This is a genomic window from Burkholderia sp. IDO3 (assembly GCF_003366075.1).
Lineage (GTDB): Bacteria > Pseudomonadota > Gammaproteobacteria > Burkholderiales > Burkholderiaceae > Burkholderia > Burkholderia anthina.
Window position 1 is genome coordinate 823,823 of the sequence record NZ_CP028964.1, and the last position, 13,593, is coordinate 837,415.

The following is a 13,593-nucleotide window of genomic DNA, read 5'->3' on the forward strand; positions in this document are numbered from 1 at the left end:
CCGAGTATCGCGTCGACGCCAACTTGGAACGGGTTGTTCGGCTACTTGAAGCGATCCTTGTCGAATGCTTCGGATGGCAAACCGGAAACAGCCGCGCCTGCGGCGAACGGGTACCGGAGATAGGGCGCCCGGGGTTGGCCCGGCGGAGAATATTGGCCGTCGGCAAGAATCCGCTTCTTGGCCGTCATCTCGTCGATCACACACCGGATCGCGACGATCTGGCTGGCCGCACCGTCCTCGATCGGGGTGTAGTCCTTCTCCGGCCGAAATTTGTCGAGTGCCTGGTTCTGGTGCTTGATCACGCCCTCCGTCAGATAGGTGGTATGCGCACGGCAGCGTGCGATGACGCTGTAATACTCCAGGCTGGTGTTTTGCCCTTTGGGCGCCTTGAGAAGTGCCACCGGGCGATCGATTTCGATAGTCAGGTGCGGATTGGCCTCAATCGCCCGGGCAAATTTTCCAAACCGCGAACAATGAATCAGTAGCGCGTCGCCGACGAAGGTAAAGCTTTGGGCCGTGATATACGGATAGGGCTCGTCATGTACGGCGACGCGGCAGATTAGTTCGTCCTTCAGAAAATTTTCGATGGCGGGCCAGTCCGTCCATGCGAGATCGGTACGCCGCATCTCTGCGCGCAAGTAGGTGGGAATCATGTCAGTGTATGAGCGAAGAAGTGAATGAAATGTCCGGATACGACGGCGTTCATCCGGAGCCGATGCACGGAAGCCTGCCCGGATGAAATGCGCCCGACGGCGCCCGCATAAGCCGAGTGAATCCGCGGTGCACATCGATCGCATGGATAGCGACGATCCCGGCTTTTCCATCGTCGCCGTACGGCGGTCTGACCAATACGTCCGGCTATCCCGGACTCCCCTCCATGTTCATTCCTCCAGCGCAAACGCGGCCTCGACTTCGACCGGCGCATTGAAGGGAAGACTCGCCACGCCAATTGCAATTCTCGCGTGCGAGCCACGCTCGCCGAAGAGCTGCGTCACCAGCTCGGACGCGGCATTGATCACGGCCGGGGCATCGGCGAAACCGCTGGATGTCGAGACAAACCCGCCGAGTCGCAATACCTTCCTGATCCGGTTCAAATCCCCGTTCGTCGCGTGATGCGCCCAGGCCAGGATGTTGATCACGCAAAGCCGCGCCGCGTCTTGAGCGTCGGAAACCGACACTGAATCGGGCACGTTGCCGACGAAAATGGCCTTTCCGTCACGTACGGGCAACTGTCCCGAGACAATCAGTTGATTGCCATAGAGGACATAAGGACGAAAAGCGGCGGTGGGAATGGCGAGTGCCGGAAGGGTTATGCCGGCCTCGCGAACGCGATCGTAGATAGACATCACAGCTCCTGTGTTGGCCGCACATGCGGCATTCACGGTCACTATGAACACCTCGGGCATGGCTGGCGCTCGCGCCGGTGCCGGGATTCGTCGCGTTCACGCCAATCTGGCGACGGACGACAAGGTATCGCGTCCCTATTGGTCGCCGTCCGTCGCACGAAAGTATTCCGTCGGGCTGCTGCCCAGCGCCTTGCGGAACATTGCGCTGAACGCGCTTGGGCTGTCGTAGCCGAGCTCCGCGGCGATCTCGGTAACGGGGCGGCCGTTGGCAAGCATTTGCACGGCAGCAAGCAAACGGGCCTGCTGCCTCCAGCGCGTGAAAGTCATGCCCGTTTCTTCGGGGAACAGCCTGATGATCGTACGCTCACTCGCGCCGGCTACCTTGCTCCAGGACGCGACCGACGTCTCCTCGGCCGGATTTGCGATGATCCAGCGACATATGCGTGCGATACGAGCGTCGGTCGGCATCGGAAGATGAAGCGATTCGATTTGCAGTGGCTTGATTTCATCAAACAGCAATCCGACCACGCGTCCATCCCGCCCGCTTTCGTCGTAGTCGACCGGCATCTTGACGACGGCGGCAATCAACTCGCGCAGCAGCGGCGAGACCGAGACGACGCAACATGCGTTTGAAGCGAGTGGCGTGCGATCCGGGGCGAAGTAGAGCGTGCGCATTTCGATGCGTCCGACAGCCTGCATGCAATGGCGTACCTGAGGCGGCACCCAAACCGCGCGCTGCGGCGGGACGATCCACGATCCTCCCTCCGCGGTGACGAGGATGGACCCCGCATACGCATAGATCAACTGGCCGCGACGGTGTTCGTGATAGTCGATGAAGAATCTGTCTGGTAGATCTCGGGCCATCCCTCCCACCGCCCGCGCGATGAGTTGGTAGTCGTCCCGGTCTTCGCTCTTGCCGAACATGGCGTGTCCTCGATCGGTGTTGTCACTTGCGCGCGGGCAAGCCATAACCCGCGCCGGTAATTTACGGAGTGACGCGGACGCCCGAATGTTCGCTTGCTCCTTCAACGCACTTCGACGAGGTACAGAATGCCGGTTTACCGTTCGTTTGATCAACAGGAATTGGATCTGCAATACAACGTTCGCGCAGGAATTCCGGACCATCTGGACATTTTCGATCGCTGGTCGAGAACGAGCGCAGCGTTCCGCTGTCAGTATGCGGCAAACGAAAATGTTCGTTATGGTTCCGACGAAAAACAAACGCTTGATTTTTTTCCTGCGAAGGACAAAGGACGTCCGGTCCTCATCTTCATCCACGGCGGCTATTGGCAATCCCTCGACAAGTCCGACTTCAGCACGGTGGCGTTGCCGTACCTGCTTGCGAACATCAACGTGGCCATCGTGAATTACCGACTCGCGCCGTCAGTGCGCATGGGCGATATCGTGCAGGACAACATCCAGGCGCTCGCATATCTTTACCGGAACGCGCGTGATCTCGGGTTCGACCGGGATTCCATTTATGTTTCGGGTAGCTCGGCGGGCGGCCATTTGACCGCAATCCTGGCCGGCACCGACTGGACGAGCCGCGATCTCCCCGAGGACGTCGTGAAAGGCGCCTGTGCACTCAGCGGCCTTTACGATCTGGAGCCCATTCGACTGTGCTATCTCAACGAGGCCGTCAGGCTCGATGAGCAAGAGGTGGCCGATTTCAGCCCGAAGTTCCATCTGCCATCGCCAACCCTGCCGTTCATCCTCAGCGTCGGCGGAGACGAATCCGACGAGTTTCATCGGTTGCAGGCCGAGTACCAGACACGCCTCAACAATCATGGCCTCGACGTACAAATCGTGCGCCAACGCGACGGGCATCATTTCGATGCCGTTGATCGCCTCGGTGAAGTGGGTGGTGCGCTGTCGCAGGCCGTCATCGACATGATCCTCCGGCGTTGATCGCCATGGATCGCGATGCGGTCACGAAACGGTACGTTGCGTGGTCCGTATCCGGTCGCACCTGAGGCGCTCGCCAGCGCCAGCCTCGTCACGCGCGCCCCCGCCCGGGCGCGCGCCCCTCCCCATCACTCAAACAACTTCATCGCCGTCGTCAGCGTATTCACGACACCCCACGCAAGCGGAATCAGCACGTAGAGCCAGAACACCGCGAGCACCGCCTTGTTGGTCTGCTGACCGGAAGCAACCGTCTCGTTCATTTTTCGCGTCTCCTTGATTACTTGCCGGCGTCGAGCTGCGCGTCGGTCATATGATGGCGCTCGTTCACGCGCGTGACGAACAGGTTGCAGATGAAACCAACCACGAGCAGCGACGCCATGATGTGCACCGTCATCGTGTACGCGTCGGCCTTCACGACGCCATGCGCGACTTCATACGCACGGATGTAGTTCACGAGCACGGGCCCCGCGATACCGGCCGCGGCCCACGCGGTCAGCAACCGCCCGTGAATACCGCCGACATAAGCAGTCCCGAACATGTCCGCAAGATACGCCGGCACCGTCGAAAACCCGCCGCCATACATCGACAGAATCAGACAGAACGTGAGCACGAACAGCGCGATCTGCCCGGACGACGCAAAAAGCGGCGCGCAGAAATACAGCACCGCACCGAACACGAAGAAGATGAAGTACGTATTCTTGCGTCCGACCCAGTCGGACGCTGACGCCCACACGAAACGCCCGCCCATGTTGAACAGCGACAGCAGCCCGACGAACCCCGCCGCGGCCGCGGCGCTCACAGCACCCTTGAAGCTCTCCTGGATCATCACCGATGCCTGCCCGATGATGCCGATCCCGGCAGTCACGTTGAGGAACAGCACGAGCCAGATCAGGTAGAACTGCGGCGTCTTCAGCGCTTCGTCGATGTGCACGTGATTCGACGTGATCATCTTGTGCTTCGTCACCGCGGGCGGCGTCCAGCCCGCCGGTTTCCAGCCGGCCGGCGGCACGCGAATCGCGAGTGCGCCGATCGACATCGAGATGAAGTACGCGATGCCGAGCACGATGAACGTTTCGGCCACGCCGACACTCGTCGCGCTCTTGAAGTGATTCATCAGCGCGACCGACAGCGGCGCGGCGATCATCGCGCCGCCGCCGAAGCCCATGATCGCCATCCCGGTCGCCATCCCGCGACGATCGGGGAACCAGCGAATCAGCGTCGACACCGGCGACACATAGCCCAGCCCGAGCCCGATGCCGCCGACCACGCCGTAGCCGATGTACAGCAGCATGATCTGGTGGGTCTTCACGCCGAGCGCGGAAATCAGGAAACCGCCGCCGAAGCAACACGCGGCCGTAAACATCGTGCGGCGCGGACCGACGCGCTCGAGCCACTTGCCGGCGAACGCGGCGGACAAGCCGAGGAAGAAGATCGCGAGCGAGAAGATCCAGCCGAGCGTCGTCAGCGACCAGTCGTCAGGCGCGGATTCGGTGATGCCGATCACCTTCGTGAGCGGCGCGTTGAATACCGAGAACGCATAGGCCTGGCCGATACACAGATGCACGGCCAGCGCGGCGGGCGGCACCATCCATCGCGAAAAGCCGGGTTGCGCGATGGTGGCTTCCTTCGAGAAAAACGGCGCGGCGCCAGCGCGGGCGCCTGGATCGATAACGCTGCTCATCAGTGCTGTCTCCGTTGGGGATCGTGGGCGATCCGTTTTCTATATCGGCGTGTCGATCCGGGCGCTGTCGTTGCTTGTCTGGCGGGAGCACCGCCCTATATGCAACGCTTGATCATATTCAATCGCGCGTCAGGTCGATCCGCTGGCCGCTTTGGTATCGGCTCTGGAGAAATTAGTGCATGAGAAGCGCATATTCAATATGTTATTTTTTATCCTATACACGACGCGGCACGCGAAGACACCGGTCCGGATCCGCCCGGAAACCCTGCCCGGTCCGCCCGGTGCCGATCAGAGCGCCGTCCGGGCGTACCGGGCAGAAAAGCAACCGTCGCGCAATCGCTACCGATTCGTTCCTCTAAATTACGCTCGGCTCTCGCCAGCGCGCACACCCGACCGACTTCAGCAAAGCGCCGCACACCCTGACGCGACTGCGAGCCATCCGTGTATTCCCCAATCCGGATAAAACACGGAACGATGTGTCGCTCGCCCGTCGAATCCGCAAGCCCTCAATCCGGCTGTCTTGCCGTGAGCGGCAACCAGTCTGCCGGATGATCGACACTCGCGAGAAAAGTGTCCAGCGCACTCCGGGTCAGCGACACGCTCGCGCTATTGTCGAGCGGATGAAACAGGAACGCGTCTTCGCTGGCCAGTTCCTCGTCGATGACGAGTCGCACCTGTCTGGCTTCGTCATTGACCAGCGCGAGCGGACTCAACGAGCCCGTTCGAATGCCCAGCAGTTCGAAGAGCCGGTCCGCCGAAACGAACGACAGCCGTTTGCTACCGAGCGTTTCCGAGAGTGCGACCAAATCGAGCGCTTTGGCCGCGGTCGTCACGACGAGGAAGTCATGCCCCTTCTTGTCCTGCAGCAGCAGGTTTTTGCAGCGCGCGCCCACCACGGAAAGGCTCAACAGCCCGGACTCCGCCATGTTGAGCACCGCGTCGTGCTCTTCGCACTCGAACGGTATCTTTCGTGCTTCAAGGAAACTCAGCACCTTGTTCTTTCCTGACATGGATGCGTCCACCTCCATCTTGATCCGAAAAAAGAATGGCCCCGGAAGCCATCCGGGGCCGGCCCGCGCGCGATAACCGTAAAACGGATCAGGCGTCGAACACCGGATACGACGCCTGGCGGATCGCCTCGAGCGTGTCGTCCGGAGACAGCAATCCGGACTCGTCCAGAATGGCGACAAGCGACCGCCCCTCCGCCACGGATTGCCGCGCGAGCTTGCTCACGCGAGCATAGCCAACTCTGGGAACGAGCGCCGTGGCGACGGCCATCGACTCCAGCAGATGCTTTTCGTTGCGCGCTGCGTCGGCCGCGATGCCTTTCACGCATTTTTCGCCGAAACGCCGAATTCCGTTGGTGAGCAGCGCGATGCTGTCGAACACGCGCGACGCCACAACCGGCTCGAAATGATTGATTTCCAGTTCGCCGTACTGCACCGCCTGGGCAACGGCGACGTCATTGCCGACCACGGCGAAGCTCAACTGGATCATCGCCATCGGCAGGACCGGGTTGACCTTGCCCGGCATGATGGACGAACCCGCCTGCGCCTCCGGCAGCGTCAGCTCGCCGAGCCCGCCGACCGGCCCCGACGAGAGGACGGTCAGATCGGAAGCTATCTTCGCCAGCGACACCGCGCAGGTACGCAGTTCGGCGGACACGCGCGAGAACACGTCCATGTTCTGCATCGCGTCGAACGGGTTCGACGGCGCCTGATAGGCCACGCCGGTGATGCGCTGGAGGTGCGCGTACACGACTGCGCGGTAGCCCGCTGGCGCACCGAAGCCGGTTCCGATCGCAGTGCCGCCCAGCGGCAGCGTGAGCAACTTGTCGCGCACTGCGGCCAGTTCCTCCGCAAGACGTTCGGTCAGCGATGCATAGCCGCCAAAGAGCTGACCGAGGCGCATCGGTTGGGCATCCTGAAGACAAGTCCTGCCCAGATGCAGGATATCCGCGAATTCCACGGCCTTGGCATCGAACAGGGCCGCAAGCTGCGAGACTTCGTCGACGAGCTGGCCGAGCATCGCGTGCGTGGCGATTTTCAGTGCGGCGGGATATACATCGTTCGTCGATTGCGACCGGTTGACGTGATCGTTCGGGTGAACGACCTCATAACTGCCCGCCACGTGTCCGAGGATCTGCTGCGCACGATTCGCGATGACCTCGTTGAAATTCATGTTGGTCGACGTGCCGCCGGAACCTTCCATCAGGTCGACCACCAGCGAGTCGTCGCACTGGCCTTCGATGACTTCCTTGCAAGCCGCAACGATGGCGTCGCATTGCTCGCGCGTGATGACTGCGTTGTCGCGATTCGCCAATGCGGCAGCCCATTTGACCTGCGCGAAGGCGTTGCGAAACGCCGCGTAATACGCGATGTTCAACGGGGAAACCGCGAGGTTTTCGACGCCGCGAACCGTATTCACGCCGTACAGTTTGTCGCCGGGAATGGCGACTTCGCCAACGTAGTCGCGTTCGACGCGCATCGCGTCCTGGGCAAGCTTATTCATAGGAATTCCTTCCACCAACGGTAATGAGTTTTTCGATGCCCCCGCCGAGTGCCATCAATCTCGGCAGGAACGAGGTTTCGATCACATCGCGCGCGGTATCGCACGCGTCTTCGAAGAACACGTTGTATTCGTCGCGGCGGGCGACGAGATACAGCGAACGCTCGAGGCCCAATGCATCGACAACGTGCGCCGTGACGTTGCCGGCATGCGTGACACCTTGCAGCAGGCACATCGGCGACGTAATGGCCCAGCCGATCCCTTCCGCGACCATCGACGTCAATGCGTCCGCGTTGTCCAGTTCGAGCCTGGCAGGCGCGCGAATCTCGACGCGACGCAGATAGCGTTCGATCTGCATGCCGACCTGCGATGTGCGGTTGAAGCGCACGATCGGCAAGCTGTTGATCAGCGCACGCAGGTCGTCGATGCTTTTCACCGGCAGTCCGAGGCCCTTCGGCGTGATCACGCAGTAGCGCTCCGAGAACAGCCGATACCGGACGACGTCATTGGCATCCATCAGCGGGTCGCTCGTGACGATCAGGTCGAGATCGCGCCGGAGCAACGCTTCACCCTGTTGCGGGCTCAACCCGGTCCGGATCGACAGTTGCGATACCTTGCCCAGCAGCTTTTTCGTGAAAACCGAGCCGCACGTCGAAGCGAACGAGTCGACCAGCCCGATGCGCAAGTCGGGCTTGATGCCGCGACCGGCTTCGATGACTTGCGCCTTGAGGTTGGCGATCTCTTCGCTCAGCACCGCGCCGCGGTTTTTCAGCGCGATGCCGAACGGCGTCAATGCCATCGGGCGCGTCGTGCGGTTCACGAGCACGACGCCCAGTTCGTCTTCGAGCTGCCGGATGATTTGCGATACGCCGGACTGGGATATGCCCATTCGCGCGGCCGCGGCGGACATGCTGCCCTCCTCCGCGACAGCAACGAAAACCTGGACGGCGTGCATGTCGATGGGTTTGTTCGATGGCATGTCGTGTCCTGATGTGAGCATTCTTGCCTGCGTTTCGGTATCCGGTGTGTAGCTTCCGTCAAACGCGTCGGGACTGCGTGTTCGTGCCGCCGGATGCCGAGGTCGCGAACGTCGAATCGTGGTGGCCCACCGCGCCTGGATCGTCTTCCGCAACACCATCGGACTTCACGTCGGAAAGATTTTCGTTACCCGTTTCGGGCGCCATCAGGTGGCAAAAGACACCGCCGAACAGCAGGATCGCGACGCACGTGCCCAGCGCGGCATGAATGCCGACCTGCTGCACCGCGATCGGCAGCAGGAACGTGCTGATGGCCGAACCGAAACGGCTCGAGGCCACTGCCAGCCCCACACCGGATGCGCGAAGGTGCGTCGGGAAGAGTTCGGGCGGGTAGACGAACTCCAGGTTCGCCGCGGCCGAGAGAATGCACGCAAACAGTCCGAAGACGACGATCGTGCCGAGTGGCCCGAAGTTGCCGTAGGTCAGCACGGCCAGACCGAGCGCCGCGAGATAGAACGTCGCGAGGAGAAACGTGCGGCGAGAGATCCGGTCAATCAGCAGCAGGCCTATCACCGCGCCGGCGAGCAGCAGCACGTTGTAGACGAGGCCGCCCGTGAACTTGTCCTTGACGTGCAGCGCTTCGAGCACTTTCGGTGCAAACGTGCCGAGCGCGAAATAAGGAATCACCTGACACGTATAAAAGATACAGCCGACCAGCGTGTTCTTGCGCCAGCGCGGCGAGAACAACTGCGACCACGCGCCCTTTTGCTGCTGCGGTGCGGATGCGGACGTCGCGAGCGTCACTTCGGGTCCGAATTTACGGCGAACGATGGCGAGTGCGTCGCCGCCGCGGCCGCGCTTCATCAGCCACATCGGCGACTCGGGGACGATCATCCGGAACGGAAGAATCAGCAAGGCCGGCACGCCGCTCGCGACGAGCATCATGCGCCATGCGTCCGGCCCGATGTCGCGCATGCCGAAGCCGACCAGATACGCGCCGACATAACCGGCCGCCCATGCTGCGGCGAGAAGACTCAGCAGACGGCCACGGTAACGACGCGGTGAATATTCGGTGACGAGCGATTTGCTCACGACGTAGTCGGCGCCCAGGATCAGCCCGAGAACCAGACGCAACACCAGCAACTGCGACGGTGTCGTCACAAAATACTGCGCTGCCGAAACGATCGCGAAAAGCAGCATGTCGTACGCGAAGATCGTCCGGCGGCCATATCTGTCCGCAATCGGCCCGGCGAGCACGCTGCCGAAGAACAGGCCCGCGAGCGACGCCGCGCCGAGCAGGCCCATCCACAGTGCGTCGAGATGCAACGGCCCGGCTGCCATGCTGACCGCGATGCCGATGATGCCGAGAACGAAGCCGTCGCTGAATTGACCTCCCGTGCCGCTGAACGCGACACCCACGTGGAACGGTCGAAGCGGCAAGTCTTCGAGTAGTACCTGTTTGCCCACAATCATCTCCTGTCTCCAAGGTGGTGCTCGTGTCGATGCACCTTGGATTCAAGTGTAGGGCTGCAATTTCATTAAAACAGCATGTAGGCCGACAGTATCATTTTTTCTAATACTATTGCTCAGCCATGCTGAAGATAGGCCAATTTCCCGGGAGGGCATGAGTGCGAAAACGGCGAAAGGCCCGACCGGAAACTGTCGAACCTTTCGCTCGGCTTGCATGGCGCCTGCGCGGTAACGAAGCGTGCAGGAACGCTTTCGTCACATGCTCCATGCGTCGACTAAAACTGATGAAACATCTTCTGCACACGGTTCGGGTCGTGCGTCACCGTCAGTGCGAGCATCAAAAGGATGCGGGCCTTCTGCGGATTGAGGTTATCGCCAAGCAGGCCGAGATACGCGGGATCCTCCGGGATATAGCCGCTCGCGGCTCTCGACGAGCGTACGACGATGACACCCGCGTCGATGGCCTTCTTGATCGACGCAAGCGTGAGCAGCGACTCACTCCCGGCGCCGACCCCGGCCACGACGATCCCGCGTGCGCCGTGTGCTACCGCGGCGTCATACAGGTATCCGCCGTCGCTTTGATGGCCGTACACGATGTCGACTTCCGGAAGCGAATCGAGCCTCGAAATGTCGAAAGGCGTCTGCGTGGTCTGCAGTTTCGTGACGGCGGTTTCGAAATGCGGCACGTTGCCGATCAAGGTGCCGAGATACCCATCGTCTGGGCTCTTGAAAGTATCGAGCGTATTCGCGTTGGTCTTGGTGGTATATCGGGCAGCGCCGATGCGATCGTTCAGCACGATCATGACGCCACGTCCGCGCGCGGCCGGAAATGCCGCGACGGTGACCGCCTGCAGAAGATTGCTCGGACCGTCCGAGCTGATTGCGGTCGACGGACGCATCGAGCCGGTCAGCACCACGGGCTTGTCGCTCTTCACCACGAGGTTCAGGAAGTAGGCGGTTTCCTCGAGCGTGTCGGTGCCGTGCGTGATGACGACGCCGGCAATGTCGGGTTGTGCGAGAAGCTGATTCACGCGCTTGGCGAGCTTGAGAAGAATGGCGTTGGTGACGTTCTCGCTACCGACGTTCGCCATCTGTTCGCTCGATACCTGCGCGACTTTCCCCAGCGACGGCACCGACTTCAACAATACGTCCGCCGTGAGCACGCCGGGTTTGTAGCCGGTGCTCTGCGTCTCGTTGGCGGCGGTTCCGGCAATCGTGCCGCCGGTCGCCAGCACGACGACATGTGGAAGGGATGCCTGGGTCGAAGCCTGGGTTTGCGTCTGGGCGACGGCCGAGCCGGTCAGGATAGAACCGAAAATCAGCAAGCCGCAGACAAGGCTGCTGCACGGGCTAGCTTTATCATTTTCTTCTTTCACTTTGCACTCCGAATTTTAAGTTTTGTGACCGATACTCCGCTTGAAGATGGAGATCAGTCACGCTGATCGGACGTGCTTTATCTTGCCGACACGCGGCGATACGAAACAGCATCGCTGCGAGGATGGCTCACGTCCGATAACGGGCAGTTTATTGACCCGTGGAGCGCGACAAATAAGCCGGGCGCGACGATTACCGATTCTGATACTGCGTTGGAGATTTTCTGAAGGTAGTAGGCCAGCGTGGATTTCGAACCAGCGTCGGCGTGATCCGATCGGCCGTCACGGCGCGCGACGCTCACCTGCCGTCGAGGGCTTTGCGGACACGAGACCAAACAGAACCTCAATGAACCCCGAGATCATTCCGGAGCTGTCTGAGTTTTGTGGGCGTCGCGCCATAAACCCGCTTGAACCATTGAATGAGATGCGAGCTGTCGGTGAAGCCACACTCATAGGCGATCTGGCTGACGGAGCGGTTGCTGTTCAGCACCATCCAGCGGGCCGATTTCAACCGGATCTTGCGCCAGTAGTCGCCCGGCGAGGTACGCAGGTGCTTCCTGAACAGCCGTGTCAGCTCGCGCTCCGTCGTGCCCACGGCCTCCGCCACATCGCTGATGTGGCCGGGTTCCAGCAGCCTCTGATACATCAGCCCAACCGCATTGGCGACCCGCCGGTCGGCGCAATGCAGGCCGATCTCCGATTCCTGCGTCACCGCACGCGCTTCTTCGAAGCCGCAGTCGGCCATCAGATAGTGAAGCGCTTTATGGGATCGGGTCTTGCCGCAATGCTGGTCGACCAAGAGCATCGCCAGATTGATTCCGGCCAAACCGCCCGGACAGGTGATGAAGCCGCCGTCTACGACGACGGGGGCGTCCGTCACCGGCGTCACGCTCGGAAAGTTGCTCTCCATCGTTTGCGCGAGCGAAAAATGGACGGCGCAACGTCTTCCGGACAGCAATCCCAGTTCGGCGAGAACGAACACCCCGGTACATAGCCCGACCACGGGCACGCCCATATCGACGGCAGTCGCAACGTATTTGTAAAGCGCGTCCGGTATCGGGGTTTCGCCGTGCAACGTCCCGCCGTGCACAACCACGTAGTCGAATTCTCGCGGGTCGGCGAACAGCTTCGTCGGCGTCATCGCGAAGCCGCAGCTCGCCTTGATCGGGGAATCGTCATGAGAGAGCAGTTCCCACGTGCAATAAAGCTGTCTGCTGAAGTCCGATTCGTCTGCGGACAATCGCAAGAATTCGACGAAGCACGAGAACGGCATAAGGGTGAAATCGGGCGTCGCCACGATCCCGACCCGGAGGGGTACGGCAATTTCGGGAGCCGGTTTGCTGGGCCGCAATTGCGAGTAGTCGCCGCGCATCGATATGTCCATTGAAGGTAGAGGCTACCAGGTGCCGCAACGGCAGACAGCACACCGGCATGCTTCCGATCGGTCGGCTAAGAATCGCACGACGGCTGATTCTGTGCCATCAGTTGCTCAAAAACCTTGTCGGCGGCAATGCCCCATCCGGTGTTGGCACCCAGGCTTTCCAACACGCTCAAACCCAGTTCGGTATAGGTGCCGGGCACCGCGATAGCCTCGCCGATCTGGCCTGCGGTCAGCGCCCTTTTATGCCGCGAGTATGCAACACAGTCCTCGATGCTGCTGAACACGAGCTGCCTTGCGATCTCCGACGGAAGCCCCTTTTTTTCGAACCAGCCCTGAAGCGCGTCGATCAGAAAGTAGAACCAGCCGTTCATGCATGCGGAGACCATGGCGAGTTCGAAGTCTCGCTCGGTCGTGAGACGCACCACGTTGCCTAACGATCCCAGCAGCGCTCCTGCCGCTGAATCGGAAGGATAGATTGCGACGGTCGAACGATTGATCTCGGACGCAACCGACAACATCGCCCTGCAACAGGCTCTGGGGCCGAATAGATGCACGAGCGTTTCGACCGGGACACCGCCGACCACCGAAACCAAAGGCTGGCCGTCCTTCAATCTGACGGTGGTGGCGAGATCCCTCAGCTGCGCCGGACGCACCCCGACGAGAACGACGTCCGCGGCATCCACTACCGCCTGATTGTCAGCCATCAGCAGGCAACCGAATTCTCGTGCAAGGCGCTCTGCCCGAGCGCGATTCCTTGGCGACAGCAGAATGTCGATATCGCTCGCGCCGCGACGTAATCCGCAGACCATTTTTTCGGTCAGGTCTCCGACACCCAGCACACCCAGTTTCACCGTCATGCTGCCCCTCTCGATGTGAAAGAATCCGGTTTTCCGGTGCGGCGGCTTGTGAGCCTCGCATACGACATCGCACGTGCATCCGTGATTTCCGGGAA

General features: G+C 61.1%; 13 protein-coding genes. 1 reads left to right on the plus strand and 12 read right to left on the minus strand.

Annotated features, from left to right (window positions below; genetic code table 11):
- Nucleotides 1–41: 41 nt before the first annotated feature.
- The 3 genes from DCN14_RS35435 to DCN14_RS35445 all read right to left on the minus strand — a co-directional run bounded on the left by DCN14_RS35435 (nt 42) and on the right by DCN14_RS35445 (nt 2,270).
- Complete coding sequence (locus tag DCN14_RS35435; protein WP_203368133.1) at nt 42–653, minus strand: pyridoxamine 5'-phosphate oxidase family protein; 612 nt, start codon at nt 651–653, stop codon at nt 42–44.
- A 228-nt stretch (nt 654–881) separates the two neighbouring features.
- On the minus strand, nt 882–1,346 hold the full coding sequence (locus DCN14_RS35440) for a RidA family protein (RefSeq protein WP_096504762.1): 465 nt from the start codon (nt 1,344–1,346) through the stop codon (nt 882–884).
- Between the two features lie 135 nt (nt 1,347–1,481).
- A complete protein-coding gene (locus tag DCN14_RS35445; protein WP_096504764.1) occupies nt 1,482–2,270 on the minus strand; it encodes a helix-turn-helix transcriptional regulator in 789 nt (262 codons plus the stop codon).
- A 126-nt stretch (nt 2,271–2,396) separates the two neighbouring features.
- Here DCN14_RS35445 and DCN14_RS35450 point away from each other — a divergent pair, with 126 nt between their 5' ends.
- Nucleotides 2,397–3,254, plus strand: a complete 858-nt coding sequence (locus DCN14_RS35450) for an alpha/beta hydrolase (protein WP_096504766.1) — start codon at nt 2,397–2,399, stop codon at nt 3,252–3,254.
- Nucleotides 3,255–3,379: 125 nt separating this feature from the next.
- Here DCN14_RS35450 and DCN14_RS35455 read toward each other — a convergent pair whose 3' ends face one another.
- The 9 genes from DCN14_RS35455 to DCN14_RS35500 form a co-directional block, all read right to left on the minus strand.
- Nucleotides 3,380–3,511 carry an oxalate:formate antiporter gene (locus tag DCN14_RS35455; RefSeq protein ID WP_096504768.1) on the minus strand — a complete coding sequence of 44 codons (132 nt, stop codon included), beginning with the start codon at nt 3,509–3,511 and terminating at the stop codon, nt 3,380–3,382.
- A 17-nt stretch (nt 3,512–3,528) separates the two neighbouring features.
- A complete protein-coding gene (locus DCN14_RS35460) occupies nt 3,529–4,932 on the minus strand; it encodes an OFA family MFS transporter (protein ID WP_096504770.1) in 1,404 nt (467 codons plus the stop codon).
- A gap of 506 nt (nt 4,933–5,438) precedes the next feature.
- Nucleotides 5,439–5,942: a prolyl-tRNA synthetase associated domain-containing protein gene (locus DCN14_RS35470; RefSeq protein ID WP_162826285.1), complete on the minus strand. Its 504-nt coding sequence runs from the start codon at nt 5,940–5,942 to the stop codon at nt 5,439–5,441.
- Nucleotides 5,943–6,030: 88 nt separating this feature from the next.
- Nucleotides 6,031–7,419: an aspartate ammonia-lyase gene (locus tag DCN14_RS35475; protein WP_205212618.1), complete on the minus strand. Its 1,389-nt coding sequence runs from the start codon at nt 7,417–7,419 to the stop codon at nt 6,031–6,033.
- Nucleotides 7,420–7,435: 16 nt separating this feature from the next.
- On the minus strand, nt 7,436–8,419 hold the full coding sequence (locus DCN14_RS35480; protein WP_096504776.1) for a LysR family transcriptional regulator: 984 nt from the start codon (nt 8,417–8,419) through the stop codon (nt 7,436–7,438).
- Between the two features lie 58 nt (nt 8,420–8,477).
- Nucleotides 8,478–9,890 carry an MFS transporter gene (locus tag DCN14_RS35485; RefSeq protein ID WP_096504778.1) on the minus strand — a complete coding sequence of 471 codons (1,413 nt, stop codon included), beginning with the start codon at nt 9,888–9,890 and terminating at the stop codon, nt 8,478–8,480.
- A 272-nt stretch (nt 9,891–10,162) separates the two neighbouring features.
- Complete coding sequence (locus DCN14_RS35490) at nt 10,163–11,263, minus strand: type II asparaginase (protein ID WP_275896834.1); 1,101 nt, start codon at nt 11,261–11,263, stop codon at nt 10,163–10,165.
- A 340-nt stretch (nt 11,264–11,603) separates the two neighbouring features.
- The gene (locus DCN14_RS35495) at nt 11,604–12,632 is read right to left on the minus strand and encodes a helix-turn-helix domain-containing protein (protein ID WP_096504780.1); all 1,029 of its coding nucleotides are present in this window, start codon (nt 12,630–12,632) and stop codon (nt 11,604–11,606) included.
- A 77-nt stretch (nt 12,633–12,709) separates the two neighbouring features.
- Nucleotides 12,710–13,498 carry an NAD(P)-binding domain-containing protein gene (locus tag DCN14_RS35500; RefSeq protein WP_162826286.1) on the minus strand — a complete coding sequence of 263 codons (789 nt, stop codon included), beginning with the start codon at nt 13,496–13,498 and terminating at the stop codon, nt 12,710–12,712.
- Nucleotides 13,499–13,593 lie beyond the last annotated feature (95 nt).

Coding starts and splice junctions, on each gene's coding strand:
- DCN14_RS35435 (WP_203368133.1), bottom strand. CDS start 653: ATGATTCCCACCTACTTGCGCGCAGAGATGCGGCGTACCGATCTCGCA.
- DCN14_RS35455 (WP_096504768.1), bottom strand. CDS start 3,511: ATGAACGAGACGGTTGCTTCCGGTCAGCAGACCAACAAGGCGGTGCTC.
- DCN14_RS35485 (WP_096504778.1), bottom strand. CDS start 9,890: ATGATTGTGGGCAAACAGGTACTACTCGAAGACTTGCCGCTTCGACCG.
- DCN14_RS35475 (WP_205212618.1), bottom strand. CDS start 7,419: ATGCGCGTCGAACGCGACTACGTTGGCGAAGTCGCCATTCCCGGCGAC.
- DCN14_RS35470 (WP_162826285.1), bottom strand. CDS start 5,942: ATGTCAGGAAAGAACAAGGTGCTGAGTTTCCTTGAAGCACGAAAGATA.
- DCN14_RS35500 (WP_162826286.1), bottom strand. CDS start 13,498: ATGACGGTGAAACTGGGTGTGCTGGGTGTCGGAGACCTGACCGAAAAA.
- DCN14_RS35450 (WP_096504766.1), top strand. CDS start 2,397: ATGCCGGTTTACCGTTCGTTTGATCAACAGGAATTGGATCTGCAATAC.
- DCN14_RS35495 (WP_096504780.1), bottom strand. CDS start 12,632: ATGCGCGGCGACTACTCGCAATTGCGGCCCAGCAAACCGGCTCCCGAA.
- DCN14_RS35445 (WP_096504764.1), bottom strand. CDS start 2,270: ATGTTCGGCAAGAGCGAAGACCGGGACGACTACCAACTCATCGCGCGG.
- DCN14_RS35440 (WP_096504762.1), bottom strand. CDS start 1,346: ATGTCTATCTACGATCGCGTTCGCGAGGCCGGCATAACCCTTCCGGCA.
- DCN14_RS35460 (WP_096504770.1), bottom strand. CDS start 4,932: ATGAGCAGCGTTATCGATCCAGGCGCCCGCGCTGGCGCCGCGCCGTTT.
- DCN14_RS35480 (WP_096504776.1), bottom strand. CDS start 8,419: ATGCCATCGAACAAACCCATCGACATGCACGCCGTCCAGGTTTTCGTT.